This is a genomic window from Xanthomonas sp. 10-10 (assembly GCF_040182365.1).
GTDB lineage: Bacteria > Pseudomonadota > Gammaproteobacteria > Xanthomonadales > Xanthomonadaceae > Xanthomonas > Xanthomonas arboricola_F.
In genome coordinates, this window is the sequence record NZ_CP144460.1 from 317,877 (window position 1) to 334,074 (window position 16,198).

The window sequence follows — 16,198 nt, forward strand, 5'->3', positions numbered from 1 at the left end:
GACGCTTGGGAGGGCGCCAATGATCACACGCAGACATTTCCTCGGTGCCGGGCTCGGCGCCGCCGCGGCCGGCCCCTGGCTGGGTGCCGGCGCCACCACGCCGATTCCCGGCGGGCAGCTGCTGACCGCCACCGACGTGCACGTCGGCGACTACCCCACGGTGGAAGCGGTGCGCTGGTTCGGCAAGCAGCTCGAAGCGCGTACCAATGGCCGGCTCAAGCTGCGCCAGTACCACTCCGGCCAGCTGGGTCGCGAGTCGGAGGCGATCGACATGGCGCGCTTTGGCGCCATCGACATCACCCGCGTGTATTCGGGTGCGTTGAACAACACCTTCCCGCTCACCCAGGCGCTGTGCCTGCCGTACGTTTTCGACTCGGTGCCGCATCTGCGCCGCGTCATCGACGGCCATGTCGGCGACAGCATCCTGCGCAGCTTCGAACAGCGCGATCTGGTGGGCCTGGCGATCTATGACTCCGGCGCGCGCTGCTTCTACAACACCAAGCATCCGCTGCACCGCCCGGAAGATCTCAAGGGCCTGAAACTGCGCGTGGCCTCCTCGGACATCTTCCTCAAGCTGATGCGCATGCTGGGCGCCAACCCCACTCCGATGTCGCTGGGCGAAACGTTTTCGGCGATGGAAACGCACATGATCGACGGTGCGGAAAACAATATGCGCAGCTTCCAGTCCAGCCGGCATTTCGAGGCGGCGCATTACTGGTCGCAGAGCGAGCACTCCTACGCGCCGGACATCCTGGTGATCTCGCGCAAGAGCTTCGAATCGCTGAGCCCGGCCGATCGCGGCCTGGTGGTGGAACTGGCGCGTGCGTCGGTGCCGGTGATGCGCCAGTTGTGGGATGCGTCTGAAACGGTCGCGCGCAAGCAGGTGATCGATTACGGCGTGAAGCTCAACCAGGTCGACATGCCGGCGTTCCGCGCCGCCGCCGCACCGCTGCTGGCCGAGTACCGCAAGCAGCCGGAGATCGAAGCGCTGTACCGCCGCATCCGCGATTTCGCATAGAGGTATCCCGATGACCGAACCCGAGACCGTCGCCGTCCCGGTCGCGCCGTTGCAGCGCGCGCTGGACCGCGTTTCCGATATCGCCATTGGCGTGGCGTCGCTGGCGCTGCTGGGCCTGGTGGTCGTGCAGGGCTGGCAGGTGTTCACCCGCTACGTGCTCAACGACTCGCCCAGCTGGACCGAGCCGGTGACGCTGTTGCTGCTGAGCACCGCGCTGAGCCTGGGCGCCGCCGCCGGTGTGCACACCAACCGCCACTTCGGCTTCTACCTGCTGGGCGAACACGTGCCGCCGCTGGTGCGCAAGATATTCGAGGTGATTCGCCCGCTGATGATCATCGCCATCGGCGTGGTGCTGGCATGGTGGAGCGCCGCGCTGCTGATCGATGGCCTGGACATCAAGATGGCCGGCGCGCAGATGCCGCAGAGCATCAACTACCTGCCGCTGTCCATCGGCGGTGCGCTGATGGTGGTGTTTGCCTTGTACAAGTTGTGGCGTGTGCTGCGCCCGATCCACACCGGAGGAGTGCGCTGATGGGCATCGCCATGTTGTTGGGAACCTTCGTGGTGCTGCTGCTGATCGGCGTGCCAGTGGCCTACGCCTTGGGCGCGGCCGCACTGGCCACGTTGCTGTATCTGGACCTGCCCACGGTGGTGCTGGTGCAGCAGATTTCCGCCGGCAGCGGCTCGGCGTCGTTGATCGCCATTCCGCTGTTTATCTTCGCCGGCGAGCTGATGTTGCGTGGTGGCATTTCCGAGCGCCTGATCGCGCTGGCCTCCTCGTTGGTGGGGCGCGTGCGTGGTGGCCTGGGCCAGGTCAGCGTGCTGTCGTCGCTGTTCTTCGGCGGCGTGTCCGGTTCGGCGATCGCCGATGTGTCGGCGGTCGGCGGCACCATGATCCCGCAGATGATCAAGCGCGGCTACGACCGCGATTACGCGGTGAACGTGAGCATGACCGCCGCGCTGGTGGCGTTGCTGGTACCGCCCTCGCACAACCTGATCCTGTTCTCGGCCGCGGCCGGTGGCGGCCTGTCGATCGCCGATCTGTTTGCGGCCGGCATCGTGCCGGCGCTGCTGATGACCGCAGCGATGATGGTCACCGGTTATGCGGTGGCGCGCCATCGCGGCTACGGCACCGAGCCGTTCCCGGGCTGGCGCGCGGTGGCATTGCGCCTGTTCGGTGCACTACCGGGCCTGGGCCTGGTCGCGTTGATCTTCATCGGTATCCGCGCCGGCATCTTCACCGCGGTGGAGAGCGCGGCGATCGCGGTGGTGTACGCCTTGATCGTCACCGCGCTGCTGTATCGCCAGCTGCGTTGGGCCGAGTTCTTCGCCGCCGTGACGCATGCCGCGCGCACCACCGGCGTGATCCTGTTCGTGATCGCCACGGCTGCAGTGTTCGGCTGGTTGCTGGCCTATCTGCAGGTGCCAGCGGCGGCGGTGAAGTTCCTGCAGGCCATCGCCGACAGCAAGAACACCGTGTTGCTGATGATCGTGGTGATGCTGTTGCTGCTGGGCATGTTCATGGACCTGGCGCCGAAGATCCTGATCTGCACGCCGATCTTCCTGCCGGTGGTCAAGGCCTACGGCATCGACCCGATCCACTTCGGTCTGGTGATGGTGCTGGCCGGCGGCATCGGGCTGATCACTCCGCCGATCGGCTCGGTGTTGTTCATCGGCACCTCGATCGGGCAGATCACTATCGCCCAGAGCATGCGCACGATCTGGCCATTCTGGCTGGCGGCCTTGTGCGTGCTGTTGATCGTGGCGTTCTTCCCCGAACTGTCGCTGTGGTTGCCACGCGCATTGCGCGCGTAAGGCCATGACGCGCTGAGCGATCGGGTGCCTGGTGGATGGGCGGGATCGATGCGGCAGGTGATGCCGCATCGATGCCACACCTGCCGGGCGCGTGCGACGCCTTGCCAAGCGTGCAGGACGTTGCTGCTGGCGGGAGGTTTCCGCCTCATTCGGTCAACCGGTGGTACTGCCTGCCGGTGACCGCATCGCCCCATCCTTTGGGGACTAGGAGACAGCATGCGTGTACGTATCACTTCATCCCGGCTGCGTTGGCTGGTTGCTGCCGGATTGCTGCTGTGTGCCGGCCTGGGCGGCGCGGCCGACTGGAAGCGCGGCATCGAACATCAGCGCATTGCCGATCAGGGCAACGGCACCTTCCTCAACCCGGTGCTGGCCGGCGATCACCCCGATCCGTCGGTGCTCAAGGATGGCGAGGATTACTACCTCACGCTGTCCTCGTTCGACGCCTATCCGGGCCTGCCGATCTGGCATTCGCGCGATCTGGTCAACTGGCAGCCGCTGGGCCACGCCATCACCCAGAACGTCGGCGCGATCTGGGCGCCGGACCTGATCAAGCACGGCAAGCGCTATTACATCTACTTCCCGGCGCGCCGTGGCGACCAGGGCGAACGCAGCAACTTCGTGGTCTGGGCCGACAACATCAAGGGCCCTTGGAGCGCGCCGATCGACATTGGTCTTGGCAAGTACATCGACCCCGGCCATGCGGTGGGCGAGGACGGCAAGCGCTATCTGTTCCTGAGCGGTGGCGATTACGTGCAACTGTCCGACGACGGCTTGAAGGTGGTCGGCACCCCCAAGCACGTCTACGACGGCTGGAAGTACCCGGAAAGCTGGGACGTGGAAGGCTACGCGCAGGAAGGCCCCAAGATCACCCGCCACAACGGCTGGTACTACATGACCACCGCGGTCGGCGGCACCGCCGGCCCGCCGACCGGGCACATGGTGATCACCGCGCGTTCGCGCTCGATCCACGGCCCCTGGCAGAACGCGCCCAACAACCCGATCACCCGCACCAAGAGCGCCGACGAGCCGTGGTGGTCGCGCGGCCACGCCACCCTGGTGGAAGGCACCGACAAGCGCTGGTGGATGCTGTACCACGGCTACGAGCACGGCTACTGGACGCTGGGCCGGCAGGCCTTGCTGGACCCGATCGAATGGACTCCGGACGGCTGGTTCGTCGCCAAGGGCGGCGACCTGGGCACGCCGTTGAAAAAGCCCAGCGGGCAGGCCCTGTCGCACGGTCTGGCGCTGTCGGACGACTTCCGCGCCAGCACGCTGGGCCCGCAGTGGTCCTTCTTCAACCCGGCCGCCGACGAGGCCAGGCGCCTGCGGGTCGGCGATGGCGTGTTGCGGCTGCAGGGCAAGGGCACCGCCCCGCGCAACGCCTCGCCGCTGACGGTGATCGCCACCGATCAGGCCTACCAGTTCGAGGTGCAGATGACCGTCGCGCCGGGCGGGCAGGGCGGGGCACTGCTGTTCTACAGCGACAAGCTCTACGCCGGCGTGGGCAGCAATGGCGAGAACTTCGTCATGCACCGCTACGGCGAGGAACGCCCCGGCACGCTGGCTCCCAGTGCTACCGGTGGCACCCTGTGGCTGCGGGTCACCAACAACCGCCACATCGTCACCATCCACAGCAGCACCGACGGCACCACCTGGACCAAGTATCCGGTGCAGATGGAAGTGTCCGGCTACCACCACAACGTGGCCGGCAAGTTCCTGGCCCTGAAACCGGCGCTGTACGCCGCCGGGCAGGGCCAGGTGGAGTTCCGCAACTTCCGCTACCGCGCCCTGGACTGACCGGTCTGCACTGCCGGGCATGCCATGGCGCTCCCCGCTGCGGCAGGCCCGGCCTGGCAGGTCCGGTGCAGCGGCAGGCGTCGCTCAGGTCTGCCGGCCCCAGGGCCGGTAGAATCCAATCAACTTCACTGGTTGACCGCTATGCCCGCCCGCAAGATGCCTGAAGAGGGAATGCCCGGCCTGCCGAAGGGCAAGGTAGCCACGATCAACGACATCGCGCGGATGTCGGGCGTGTCCAAGAAGACCGTGTCGCGGATCATCAACAACTCGCCGCTGGTGCGCCAGGACACCCGCGAGAAGGTCGAGGCGCTGATGCGCGAGGTCGGCTACGCGCCCGACCCGCTCGCGCGCGGGCTGGCGTTCCGGCGCTCGTTCCTGATCGGCATGGTCTACGACAACCCCACCGCGCAGTACATCGTGGACATGCAGTACGGCGCGCTGGACGCGCTGCGCGGCTCCAGCTTCGAGCTGGTGGTGCACCCCTGCGACAGCCGCAGCCCCGGCTACATCGAAGGCGTGCGCCGGTTTGCGCAGGCGCAGAAGCTGCATGGGGTTATCCTGGTGCCGCGCGCCTCCGAAGATCAGGCACTGGCCGACATGCTGGCCGAGATCGGCTGCCGCTACACCCGCATCGCCTCGATCGCGCTGGACACCACCTCGCAGACGGTCATCACCCACGACCGCGACGGCGCAGCGGAAGCGGCCGATTACCTGCTCTCGCTCGGCCACCGCGACATCGCCCTGGTCACCGGCCCCAGCGCCTACCGCTCCTCGATCGAGCGCACCTCCGGCTTTGCCGATGCACTGACCCGGCGCGGCATCGAACTGCCGCCCGAACGCATCGTCGAAGCCGGCTACACCTTCGAGTCGGGCGTGGCCGCGGCCGAAAAGCTGCTGCTGGGCAAGAAGCGCCCCACCGCCATCTTCACCGGTAACGACGAAATGGCCGCCGGTATCTACAAGGTGGCGCTGCGCGCCGGCATCAGCATCCCGCGCCAGCTGTCGGTGATCGGCTACGACGACAGCTCGCTGGCCTCGCGGCTGTGGCCGCCGCTGACCTCGGTACGTCGCCACACCCGCGACACCGGCCGCACTGCCGCGGCGATGCTGATCCAGCCCGACAACGCCCCGCAACTCCCCACCGCCAGCGTGCGCCCGCACCTGATCGTGCGCGACTCCTGCCAACCGCCGGAAGATTGAGCGCCGCGCCGCGCCGGAAGATTGAGGGCCGCGCGCCGCGGCCTCACGCGGTGCCGGCCTTCCGCTCCACCTTGCAGGACAGTGCGCCCGTCGAGGTGAGAACAGCTGGCTCGATCGGCCAACGGCTTGCCCCCATCCGCCCTTCGGGCACCTTCCCCCGCAGGCGGGAGAAGGCAGTCCGTCATTCCGGCACCTTCCCCGCAGGCGGGAGAAGGCAGTCCGTCATTCCGGCACCTTCCCCGCAGGCGGGAGAAGGCAGTCCGTCATTCCGGCACCTTCCCTGCAGGCGGGAGAAGGCAGTTCGTCATTCCGGCACCTTCCCCGCAGGCGGGGGAAGGCAGTCGGCCGGTCGCTGCCGTGAAGCCCCTCTCCCGCCTGCGGGAGAGGGGTTGGGGTGAGGGCAAGGCGGCAGACAGCCATCTGAAACGGCAGCAGGCAGCCATCCGAGAAGCGCGGGATGAACCAAGCGCGCAAACGCACACCGACTGCCAGGCCGCGCTCTTCAACACGACGCGCGGCCTGGCACCCTCATCCGGCGCTGCGCGCCACCTTATCCCGCAGGGAGAAGGGACAAGTCGCCGCAAGGCCAGCTCCCCATCGTGCACTGCGCAATGACACCGGTTAACCAGTACCGGTAGAATGGCCTGGTACAAGCCAATCCCCCCGCGCTTGGCACCGGAGATCGCGCATGTCCCTGTACTGCAAGACCCACTACGCCACCCATCCCGACGCCATCAAGGGCGCCAGCAACGACGACCTGCGCGAGCTGTACCTGCTCGACGGCCTGTTCGTCGACGGTGCGGTGACGCTCAAATACACCCACTACGAGCGCTTCGTGCTCGGTGGTGCAGCGCCGCTCGGCACCGCATTGGAGCTGCCCAGGCAGACCGAGCCGGCCTCCGCCGCCGGCCACCCGTTTCTGGAGCGCCGCGAGCTGGGCGTCATCAACGTCGGCGCCGGCAGCGGCACCGTGACCGTGGATGGCACCGCCTACACGCTCGGCCCCAAGGACGGCCTGTACGTAGCGATGGGCAGCACCGATGTCAGCTTCGCCTCCGACGACGCCGCCAACCCGGCCAGGTTCTATCTGGCCTCGACGCCGGCGCATGCGCGTTTTGAGACCAAACAGCTGTCGATCAAGGATGCCGTGGCGCTGGACCGTGGCGCGCTGGAAACCAGCAACGAGCGCACCATCTACCAGTACATCGTGCCGGCCACCTGCCAGTCCTCGCAGCTGCTGCTGGGCCTGACCGTGCTCAAGCCGGGCAGCGTCTGGAACACCATGCCGCCGCATCTGCACGACCGTCGCAGCGAGGTGTATTTCTATTTCGACCTCGGCGCCAACGATCGTGTGTATCACTTCATGGGCGAGCCCGACGCGCAGCGCCACATCGTGATCCAGAACAACGAAGCGGTGGTGTCGCCGCCGTGGTCCATCCATATGGGCGCCGGCACCAGCAACTACGCCTTCATCTGGGCGATGGGCGGCGAAAACCTCGATTACACCGACATGCACGTGCTGGACATCTGCCAGCTCAAGTAAGCCCGGTTCCCGCACTCCGTCCGCTTGGGTGACGCCTGCAATCCAGGCCGGCACCGGCACCGTCGGCGCGCTCCACCTTGGGCGTTGGCGGTGCAGCAGTTCGAACCACATCAACGCACTCTGCCGCGCCCCGCGCGGCTCACCCATCACAACGTGGCACACCCAGCAGGAGCGATAAGGTAATGAGCAATCCGTTCAGTCTCGAAGGCAAGGTCGCACTGGTCACCGGTGCCAACACCGGCTTGGGCCAGGGCATTGCGTTGGCATTGGCGCAGGCCGGCGCCGACATCGCCGCCGCCGGCATCCAGGCGCCCACCGAGACCGAAGAAAAGGTCAAGGCGCTGGGCCGTCGCTTCCTCGCCATCGAAGCCAACCTGATCAGCATCGAGCCGGTGCAGCGCATCGTCGACGAGACCATCGCCGGCCTGGGCGGACTGGACATCCTGGTCAACAACGCCGGCCTGATCCGTCGCACCGACGCGGTGGATTTCAGCGAGCAGGACTGGGACGACGTGCTCAACGTCAACCTCAAGTCGGCGTTCTTCATGGCGCAGGCCGCCGGCCGCCATTTCATCGCCCAGGGCCGCGGCAAGATCATCAACATCGCCTCGATGCTGTCGTTCCAGGGCGGCATCCGCGTGCCGTCCTACACCGCCAGCAAGTCGGGCATCGCCGGCATCACCCGCCTGCTGGCCAACGAATGGGCCAGCAAGGGCGTGACCACCAACGCCATCGCACCGGGCTATATGGCCACCGACAACACCGCGCAGCTGCGTGCGGATGCCGATCGCAACAAGTCCATCCTGGACCGCATCCCGGCCGCGCGCTGGGGCGTGCCGGCCGACCTCGGCGGCACTGCGGTGTTCCTGGCCAGCAGCGCCTCGGACTACGTCAACGGCGCCATCATCCCGGTCGACGGCGGCTGGCTGGCGCGCTGATCCAGATCGCACCGCGATGGCGCGCACCCTCCAAGGCGCGCAGCCGTCCTCGCCATCCCGCGATGCACGTCCTTCTCCCGCGCGCGGGAGAGGGTGCCCGCAGGGCGGATGAGGGCAGCTACCCGCCCGCAACCACGACCAACGGCACGCAGCTCCTGGGTCACGCCTTGGTCGTTTGGCGCCAAGGCGCCGTAGGGGCAGGCCATCGAAGCATCTGGCAGCAACACCGTCGTTTCCAACGTTTTCCGAACCACTTCCCCAACCAATCGGAGCATTCCCATGAAAATCGCACTCATGAACGAGTTTAGCCAGGCCGCCAAGAACCCGGTGATCCTGCAGCAGCTCAACGACGTCGCCGGCGAGCAGGGCCACACCGTCTTCAACGTCGGCATGGACGGCGACAACGACCACCGCCTGACCTACATCCACCTGGGCATCGTCGCCAGCCTGCTGCTGAATTCCAAGGCCGTGGACTTCGTCGTCGCCGGTTGCGGCACCGGCCAGGGCGCCATGATGTCGCTCAATGCCCACCCGGGTGTGTTCTGCGGTTACTGCATCGAGCCGACCGACGCCTACCTGTTCGCGCAGGTCAACAACGGCAACGCGCTGTCGCTGGCATTCGCCAAGGGCTACGGCTGGGGCGCGGAAATCAACGTGCGCTACATCTTCGAAAAGGCCTTCAGCGGCGAGCGTGGCCTGGGCTACCCGGCCGAGCGTCGCGAATCGCAGGCCGCCAACGCCGGCATCCTGACCCAGGTCAAGCAGGCCACTGCCAAGTCCTACCTCGACGGCCTGCGCGCCATCGACCCGGAACTGATCAAGCAGGCCATCGGCGGCGAGCGCTTCCAGCAGTGCTTCTTCGACAATGCCCAGGACGCCGAGATCCGCGCCTTCGTCGCCGGTGTACTGGGCAAGCCCGAAGCCGCTGCAGCAGCGGCAGCTTAACCGGCCCCCGAAGCGCTAAAGCCCCTCTCCCTCCGGGGCGAGAAGGTACCGCTTGCGCGCCATTGGAGCGCCCGCGCTGCTAGTGCGGGCAGGAGCGTGGAGCGGGGGGTGTGAGGGTACGGCGGCAGACAGCACTGCAAACGGAGAAGGCTTGGACGACGCCGGCACTGTCCAATAGTTCCAATGCAGTCGCACCCTCATCCGCCCTGCGGGCACCTTCTCCCGGTGGGAGAAGGAACGGCGTCAAGCACTCAGCATTTCCCCGGAGTCCACCATGCGTCTGCTGCTCTTCGCATCGTTGCTGCTGCTCTCCGCACACCTCGCCCACGCGGCGCCCCGACGGATCTTCATCGCCGGCGATTCCACCGCCGCCGAATACGGTGCCGAGCGCGCTCCACAGGCTGGTTGGGGCCAGATGCTGCAGGACTGGTTCGACCCGGCCCAGTGGCGGGTGCACAACCACGCCAAAGGTGGGCGCAGCACGCGCAGTTTCATCGCCGAAGGGCGCCTTGATGCCATCGCAAAAGAATTGCAACGCGGCGACGTGTTGCTGATCCAGTTTGGCCACAACGACGCCAAGCGCGAAGATCCCACCCGCTACACCGACCCAACGACCGACTACGTGCAGTTCCTGCGCCGCTATATCGCCGTTGCGCGTGATCAGGGGGCGACGCCCATTCTGATCACCCCGGCCGCGCGCCTGCTCTACGACTTCGGTGCATTGCTCGACACGCATGGCCGCTACACCGTGGCCATGCAGCAACTGGCTGCCGAAGAACACGTCGGCCTGATCGATCTCAACGCCAGTTCCAGCGACTGGATTCGTGCGCTCGGCGAACAGGCTGCCAAGCCGTATTTCCTGTTCGTGCCCGGGCAGAACAAGGCAGACGGCACCCACTTCAGCCGTGCCGGCGCCACCGCAGTCGCCTGCCTGGTCGTGCACGGCTGGGCGCAGCTCCAGCCTGAGCTAAAACCCCAGCTGCGTCGCGACGCCGACTGCGGCGCAGCTCCCGACACCGCCGCGCAACGCGCTGCACAGGCGCATCCGTCGCTGGTGGTGCACGAGCGCGACCTGGCCCGCGATCAGCCCGGGCCACACGGCGGCGCCGGTCCCACCACGGCGTATCCATTCTTCGCGGACGCGCCGGAGCTGAAGTTCGTGCTGCGCAAACGCGTGCTGCACAAGGGCGCCGGCATCGGCCTGCACCTGCACGACAAGGACGAGATCTATTACATCGTCAGCGGTCGTGGCCTGTATGCGCTGGATGGCAAGCAGTACCAGGTCGCTGCAGGCGATGCGCTGCTGACGCGGCCGGGCAGCACGCACGCGTTACAGCAAACCGGGGAAGACCCGTTGGTGCTGTTGCTGGCGTACACAGCATCCCGCTAGGCACAGCTCGACATGCGGTTCAGCCGCAGCAGCCAGGCGCTGCATCGTGCATGGCGGCCAATGTGCCGGCAGGAGGCAGCAGTGCCGGGCAGATCGCCAAGCGGCATGCCTCGGCACTCGGCTGGTCCGCCAGCGCAAACGCGGATGTACTGCAGGGGACGTCGACGGTGCTCTGCCGATGACCGGCAAGACTGTGAGGGGACACCTGGCAGTGGGAGCGCGTGCCCGGCGTGGAGGATGCGCAGTGCCGGCTATGACTGCGGGCTGAGGCAAGCCGCAGCTCGGCAACCGCAGCGCAGCAGCTCAGGCCTTGTCCACCCCGTAATGCACCAGCCCCAGCCGCGCCAGGTCGCCGGAGCGGCGGTAATAGACCTCTTCCCAGCCCTGCACGCGTTGGCGGTCGGCTTCGTTCATCGCGTCGAGGATGTCCTCGATGCTGAGCAGGTCGGGGTCTTCTTCCAGCCGTTCGAACACTGCGCCCAGGCCTTCGATCGCCTGGCGGGTCTGCGCCGCGCCCATCGCCGCCAGACCGCGCACCGCGTCGCTGCGGGTAGCCGCATCCCAGCGGTCGAAGTAGCGGGCGTAGCCGCTCTCGGTCATGTCTGCATCCAGCCGCGCGAGTGCGACCAGCTCGCGTTCGCCAGGCGACAGCCCATCCAGACGTCCGCGCAAGCTGGCCAGCTTTGCCTGCGCGCGTGCGGCGCGGCGGCGCCACAGCAGCTCGGGCATGTTGAGCAGGCCTTCCGGTGTGGGCGGTGCGATCGCGGGCCAGTTCACGCCATGGCCGTCGTCGGTGATCTGCCATTGCGCGCGCTGCGGCGGCGCTGCCTTGAGCAACAATCGATGTGCCTGGATCGGCTCGTCGATGCGGATGCCGTTGGCCAGGGTGAACAGCAGGCGGGTGTCGTCCAGCTCCAAGCGCCGGATGCGCAGATGCGTCAGGTCCATTGAGCGAAGGCGAGGTGGGGAATCTGGACCATAGTCCGCGCTGGCAGCGGTGTCGAGCCGCGACGTATCCGATATTCCCGTCGCGCGATGGCGCAGCGCCTGGCCAGGGTCAGGCTGTCGCTTGGGCGAGGCGCGTGAGGGCAACGCACTCGCCCGCGCGCGATTGCGTGCCGAATCCAGCAATCGCACCGCACTGCGTCCCACAGCGAGCGCAGTACGGTGCAAACACGACCAACCTGCCGCGCTCGTCAAGCGCACCGCCGCCCCACCGCTGCCACCGCGTCACCAGCGCAACGCCTCACACGTCGCCGTCGCGGCTCCAGCCTTCGCCACTGCCGCGCTGGATCAGCGCATCGCTACTGAGTACATCGCCGGCCGGCACCTGCGCCTGTTGCGCCAATGCAGCGTAGATCGGAGTGAAGTCCGGGCTGGTCGCCTCCATCAACTGCGCAAAGCTGTCGATGACGAAGTAGCTCTTCTGAAAACTGTCGATGCGGTAGCGCGTGCGCATGATGCGCTGCAGATCGAAGCCGATGCGGTTGGGCGCGGGCGAGTCCAGCGAATACAGCGATTCGCCCTTCGATGACACGATGCCGGCACCGTAGATGCGCAGGCCTTGCGGCGTGGCGATCAGTCCGAACTCCACCGTATACCAGTACAGCCGGGTGAGATTCTGCAGCGCGTCCGGGCCGATGCCGTGCGCCTTGACCCCGCCACGGCCATAGGCCTGCATGAAGTCGGCAAACAACGGGTTCATCAGCAGCGGCACGTGGCCGAACAAGTCATGGAACAGGTCCGGCTCGGCGATGTAGTCGATCTGATCGGGGCGGCGGATCCACCACGTCACCGGGAAGCGCTTGTTGGCCAGGTGATCGAAAAAATCCAGCTCCGGCAGCAGGCCTTCCACGCCGACCAATGTCCAGCCGGTGGCCGCCTGCAGTACCGCGTTGAGCGCGTCGAAGCGCGGGATCTGGCTGTCGTCCATGCCCATGGCGTCCTGCGCCTGCAGGAACTCATTGCAGGCGCGGCCCACCAGCAACGCGCGCTGGCGGCGGTACAGCGTGCCCCAGGTGGCATGGTCGTCGCTGCTGTAGCCGTCCCATGGCTGGTCGACCACGGCGGTGGTGTAGACCGGCACGTAGCCCTTGTCGGTGAGCTGGTTTTCGACGCGGCGCGGGGCAGTGTTCATGCGGCAGGACTTCCGTGGCGACAGGGATTCACCTTAGCCGGATCGCCGCGCAACAGGATTGCGAATCTTGCGCAACGCTGCCGGTATCGCGCAAGATTTGTGCGTATCGATCTGCTGCTGCGCAACATATGGACCAACCTATCGCTCTTGACCGCACCGATCTGCGGTTGCTGGCCCTGCTGCAGACGCAGGGACGCACCAGCAACGCCGAACTCGCCGTGCAGGTGAATCTGTCGGCATCGGCCTGCCTGCGGCGCACGCAACGGCTGGAGGCCGCCGGCATCATCGCCGGCTACGGCGCGCGCCTGGATGCGCGCGCGCTGGGGCTGGGTCTGCAGGCCTTCGTGCGCGTGCAGCTGGAGCAGCACGGTCAGGCCGATATCGAGTTGTTCGCCGATGGCGTGCGCGGTTGGGACGAAGTGGTGGCGTGCTGGGCGCTGACCGGCGACATGGATTATCTGTTACAGGTCCAGGTGCGCGATCTGGAGCATTTTTCGCGGTTTCTGCTGGACCGGTTGCTCAACGCCACCGGCGTGTCCGACGTCAATTCCAGTTTCGTCCTGCGCACCGTCAAGGCGCCCGAAGGCTTGCCGCTGTCGCATCTGGCGTGACGCGGCAGTTGCCTTGCCTGGGCGCGCAAAGCGTGTTCTCGACGACGTAAGGCGCACCCGAGCGCGCGGAGCCCTGGCGCGATCAAGCGGCTTGGCTGACCTGCGACGCCCGCTTGTCTGTCGCCGCCACGCAGCTCGCCCCACGTAACCCAACCACGCCGCACTTGCCCTGCAAACGATAACGATTTACATTTACCTAACGTCCGGCCGCCTCCGGCCACGTCCTGTTCGTCGATCCGCCAGCCTCGCCAGGCCAGCCAGCTCGTCGCCCGAGCAGCACGCCGACGCATGCCTGCTTCCTGTCGCCACGCCCTGGCGTGCGCCCCACGATCGATGAGAGACCGATGCCTGCACCGACCCACCCACTGACTCCGCTGTCTGTTGCCTTGCTGTGCGCATTGACCTGGCCCGCTGCTGCGCACGCCGCCGACCTGGCCGATGCCAAGACGCTAGACCAGGTCACCGTCAATGGCGCGGTCAGCCGCGCGCAACCGGCCACCACCACGCGCTTGCCGCTGACGCTGCAGGAGACGCCGCAATCGGTGAGCGTGATCGGGCTGCAGCGGCTGGAGGACGAGTCGCTCTTCAGCATCGATGACGTGATGCGCAATGTCACCGGCGTCAACGTGTCGTTCTACGACACCCAGCGCCCGCTGTATTTTGCGCGCGGTTTCCAGATCACCGACTTCCAGGTCGATGGCCTGCCCACCTACAGCGGCGCGACCAATCAGGAATACGACACGGTGTTTTACGACCGCATCGAAGTGATCCGCGGCGCCAACGGCCTGCTGACCGGTGCGGGCATTCCCTCGGCCACGGTGAACCTGCTGCGCAAGCGCCCGGGCAAGACGTTCGACGCTTCGGTTGCCGCAAGCGCAGGTACCTGGGACTTCCGCCGCATGCAGGCCGACGTCAACGCCCCGCTGACCGACGATGGCCGCTTCCGCAGCCGCGTGGTTGCGGCCTGGCAGGACCGCGACTATTACTACGATCGTTACCACGACAACAAGATGTCCGGCATGGCGGTGCTGGAAGGCGACCTGACCGACAGCACCACGCTCACCGTGGGCTACCAGCGCCAGGACAACAGCCCGGTCGGTTCGACCTGGGGCACGGTGCCGTTCTTTGCGGCCGATGGCAGGTTGGCCAATCTGTCGCGCTCGACCAACATGGCACCGGAATGGACCCGCTGGCAGCGCGAAACCAGCACTGCATTCGCCAATCTGGAACAACGCTTCGGCGAGGACTGGTTGCTGCGCGTCAACTACGCGCACACCAAGGGCGATGTGCAAAGCATTCGCGTCTACGGCACCGGCTACCCTGCCGCCGATGGCAGCGGCGTGTTCCTGCGCACCGGCACCGGCGAAACCAGCGATGCGCGCGATGGCGTGGATGTGTACCTGTCGGGCGGGTTCTCGCTGTTCGGCCGCCGGCACGACGTGGTGCTGGGCGGCAGCTGGCAGGATCTGCAATCGACCACGTACGGCCTTGCCCAGCAGTACCCCAGCGGCTGGGGAACGTGCATCAACGAAAGCGGCGCGCCCGAGCGCTGTTATCGGATTCCCAACATCCGCAACTGGGATGGCGATGCCCCCGAGGTGACCTACAGCCGCACCGGCTCCCGCCGCGAAGCGCGCACCACCCAGCGCGGCGTGTACGCCTCTACTCGGTTACGCCTGGCCGAGCCGTTGTCGCTGATCGCCGGCGCACGCCTGAGTTCCTGGGAAACCCGCACCCAGGCCTTCAACACCAACGGCGCCTACACCGGCACCAGCGGCCGGTACCAGGTGAGCGATGAAGTCACCCCGTACGTGGGCCTGGTCTACGACATCGTGCCGGACGTGTCGCTCTACGCCAGCTACACCGAGATATTCAATCCGCAGAACTACCGCGACAAGGACAACAACCTGCTTGCACCGGTGGAAGGCTCCAATCTGGAAGCCGGCATCAAGGCGCAACTGCTCGACGGTCGCGCCATGGCCACCGCCGCCGTGTTCGAGGCCAAGCAGGACAACTTCGCGGTGCGCGACATGACCCAGCCGGAATCCTCGTTGCCGGACGGCAATTCGGCCTACATCGGCATCAACGGCACCAAGAGCCGCGGTTGGGAAATGGATTTCAACGGCGAGATCCTGCCCGGCTGGACCGTCAACGCCGGCTTTACCCACGTCAAGGTGACGCGCCCGCCCACCGATGCGATTTACGCCAACCTGCCCGAGGACTATCTGCAGCTGTCCACCCAGGTACGCCTGCCCGGCGCGTGGGACCGCCTGAGCATCGGCGGTGGCGTCAGTTGGCAGAGCGCGGTGCGCGGCTTCAACATCGCACGCCCCACCGGCGACGGCAGCGGCGCCACCACACCGGTCACCGTGGTGCAGAACCCGTATGCGTTGGTGCACCTCAACGCCAACTACCGCATCAGCGATCAGTGGACAGCCACGCTGGCGGTACGCAACGCGTTCGACAAGACCTACTGGGCCAACCTGGATTACCAGAACTACGGCGAACCGCGCTTTGTCAGCGTGTCCCTGCGCTGGCGGTACTGAAGAAACCACGATGCCGGGCCGATCACCGCGCGGTGCATGCACCACGATCATCGGCCCGGCATCGCAACCGCAGGTCATGTCGCAACCATAGGTCCTGAAACAGCACCCAAGGTAATGTTGCTGTTGCATCGCAGCGGCTCCGGCCGCGACGCCGGACAGACACTGCATCCGCGCCTGGGCAGCAGGCATCGACCGACGCAAAAGAAGCGCGTTCGCCTGGATCAATGCATCGCACGCGACGGCGTGCAACGCCGG

At 66.6% G+C, this 16,198-nt stretch carries 13 protein-coding genes; 11 read left to right on the forward strand and 2 right to left on the reverse strand.

Going from position 1 to position 16,198, the window contains the following annotated elements; all coding sequences use genetic code 11:
* Positions 1-19: 19 nt before the first annotated feature.
* From VZ068_RS01265 to VZ068_RS01305, 9 genes are all read left to right on the forward strand, one after another.
* Complete coding sequence (locus VZ068_RS01265; RefSeq protein WP_259159635.1) at positions 20-1,018, forward strand: TRAP transporter substrate-binding protein; 999 nt, start codon at positions 20-22, stop codon at positions 1,016-1,018.
* A gap of 10 nt (positions 1,019-1,028) precedes the next feature.
* Positions 1,029-1,550, forward strand: a complete 522-nt coding sequence (locus VZ068_RS01270) for a TRAP transporter small permease (protein ID WP_259159632.1) — start codon at positions 1,029-1,031, stop codon at positions 1,548-1,550.
* Positions 1,550-2,833 carry a TRAP transporter large permease gene (locus VZ068_RS01275; protein WP_046965389.1) on the forward strand — a complete coding sequence of 428 codons (1,284 nt, stop codon included), beginning with the start codon at positions 1,550-1,552 and terminating at the stop codon, positions 2,831-2,833. Before VZ068_RS01270 ends, VZ068_RS01275 begins: the two co-directional genes overlap by 1 nt.
* A 216-nt stretch (positions 2,834-3,049) precedes the next feature.
* On the forward strand, positions 3,050-4,633 hold the full coding sequence (locus tag VZ068_RS01280; protein ID WP_259159630.1) for a family 43 glycosylhydrolase: 1,584 nt from the start codon (positions 3,050-3,052) through the stop codon (positions 4,631-4,633).
* 141 nt (positions 4,634-4,774) lie between these two features.
* A complete protein-coding gene (locus tag VZ068_RS01285; protein ID WP_064507993.1) occupies positions 4,775-5,833 on the forward strand; it encodes a LacI family DNA-binding transcriptional regulator in 1,059 nt (352 codons plus the stop codon).
* Positions 5,834-6,521: 688 nt separating this feature from the next.
* Entirely contained in the window at positions 6,522-7,376 is an 855-nt protein-coding gene (gene kduI, locus VZ068_RS01290; protein WP_259166810.1) for a 5-dehydro-4-deoxy-D-glucuronate isomerase, read from the forward strand.
* A 182-nt stretch (positions 7,377-7,558) separates the two neighbouring features.
* Complete coding sequence (gene kduD, locus VZ068_RS01295; protein WP_259159622.1) at positions 7,559-8,314, forward strand: 2-dehydro-3-deoxy-D-gluconate 5-dehydrogenase KduD; 756 nt, start codon at positions 7,559-7,561, stop codon at positions 8,312-8,314.
* A gap of 279 nt (positions 8,315-8,593) precedes the next feature.
* Positions 8,594-9,259 (forward strand): RpiB/LacA/LacB family sugar-phosphate isomerase, encoded by a 666-nt coding sequence (locus tag VZ068_RS01300; protein ID WP_259166813.1) that lies wholly within the window; start codon positions 8,594-8,596, stop codon positions 9,257-9,259.
* Positions 9,260-9,533: 274 nt separating this feature from the next.
* A complete protein-coding gene (locus VZ068_RS01305; RefSeq protein WP_349656657.1) occupies positions 9,534-10,649 on the forward strand; it encodes a GDSL-type esterase/lipase family protein in 1,116 nt (371 codons plus the stop codon).
* Positions 10,650-10,952: 303 nt separating this feature from the next.
* Here the strand turns inward: VZ068_RS01305 and VZ068_RS01310 are convergent, their stop codons facing one another.
* Positions 10,953-11,597, reverse strand: a complete 645-nt coding sequence (locus VZ068_RS01310) for a DUF4375 domain-containing protein (RefSeq protein ID WP_259159614.1) — start codon at positions 11,595-11,597, stop codon at positions 10,953-10,955.
* Positions 11,598-11,895: 298 nt separating this feature from the next.
* Positions 11,896-12,786, reverse strand: a complete 891-nt coding sequence (phhA, locus tag VZ068_RS01315) for a phenylalanine 4-monooxygenase (RefSeq protein ID WP_349656658.1) — start codon at positions 12,784-12,786, stop codon at positions 11,896-11,898.
* A 128-nt stretch (positions 12,787-12,914) separates the two neighbouring features.
* On the opposite strand from phhA, the gene VZ068_RS01320 reads away from it, so the two are divergent.
* Both VZ068_RS01320 and VZ068_RS01325 read left to right on the forward strand, forming a co-directional pair.
* Positions 12,915-13,397: an Lrp/AsnC family transcriptional regulator gene (locus VZ068_RS01320; protein ID WP_055853825.1), complete on the forward strand. Its 483-nt coding sequence runs from the start codon at positions 12,915-12,917 to the stop codon at positions 13,395-13,397.
* Between the two features lie 344 nt (positions 13,398-13,741).
* Positions 13,742-15,943 (forward strand): TonB-dependent siderophore receptor, encoded by a 2,202-nt coding sequence (locus VZ068_RS01325; RefSeq protein WP_259159605.1) that lies wholly within the window; start codon positions 13,742-13,744, stop codon positions 15,941-15,943.
* The last annotated feature ends 255 nt before the right edge of the window (positions 15,944-16,198 follow it).

Excerpts from the sequence above, each read along its gene's own strand:
- VZ068_RS01265 (WP_259159635.1), top strand. The coding sequence starts at position 20 with ATGATCACACGCAGACATTTCCTCGGTGCCGGGCTCGGCGCCGCCGCG.
- VZ068_RS01270 (WP_259159632.1), top strand. The coding sequence starts at position 1,029 with ATGACCGAACCCGAGACCGTCGCCGTCCCGGTCGCGCCGTTGCAGCGC.
- VZ068_RS01275 (WP_046965389.1), top strand. The coding sequence starts at position 1,550 with ATGGGCATCGCCATGTTGTTGGGAACCTTCGTGGTGCTGCTGCTGATC.
- VZ068_RS01280 (WP_259159630.1), top strand. The coding sequence starts at position 3,050 with ATGCGTGTACGTATCACTTCATCCCGGCTGCGTTGGCTGGTTGCTGCC.
- VZ068_RS01285 (WP_064507993.1), top strand. The coding sequence starts at position 4,775 with ATGCCCGCCCGCAAGATGCCTGAAGAGGGAATGCCCGGCCTGCCGAAG.
- kduI (WP_259166810.1), top strand. The coding sequence starts at position 6,522 with ATGTCCCTGTACTGCAAGACCCACTACGCCACCCATCCCGACGCCATC.
- kduD (WP_259159622.1), top strand. The coding sequence starts at position 7,559 with ATGAGCAATCCGTTCAGTCTCGAAGGCAAGGTCGCACTGGTCACCGGT.
- VZ068_RS01300 (WP_259166813.1), top strand. The coding sequence starts at position 8,594 with ATGAAAATCGCACTCATGAACGAGTTTAGCCAGGCCGCCAAGAACCCG.
- VZ068_RS01305 (WP_349656657.1), top strand. The coding sequence starts at position 9,534 with ATGCGTCTGCTGCTCTTCGCATCGTTGCTGCTGCTCTCCGCACACCTC.
- VZ068_RS01310 (WP_259159614.1), bottom strand. The coding sequence starts at position 11,597 with ATGGACCTGACGCATCTGCGCATCCGGCGCTTGGAGCTGGACGACACC.
- phhA (WP_349656658.1), bottom strand. The coding sequence starts at position 12,786 with ATGAACACTGCCCCGCGCCGCGTCGAAAACCAGCTCACCGACAAGGGC.
- VZ068_RS01320 (WP_055853825.1), top strand. The coding sequence starts at position 12,915 with ATGGACCAACCTATCGCTCTTGACCGCACCGATCTGCGGTTGCTGGCC.
- VZ068_RS01325 (WP_259159605.1), top strand. The coding sequence starts at position 13,742 with ATGCCTGCACCGACCCACCCACTGACTCCGCTGTCTGTTGCCTTGCTG.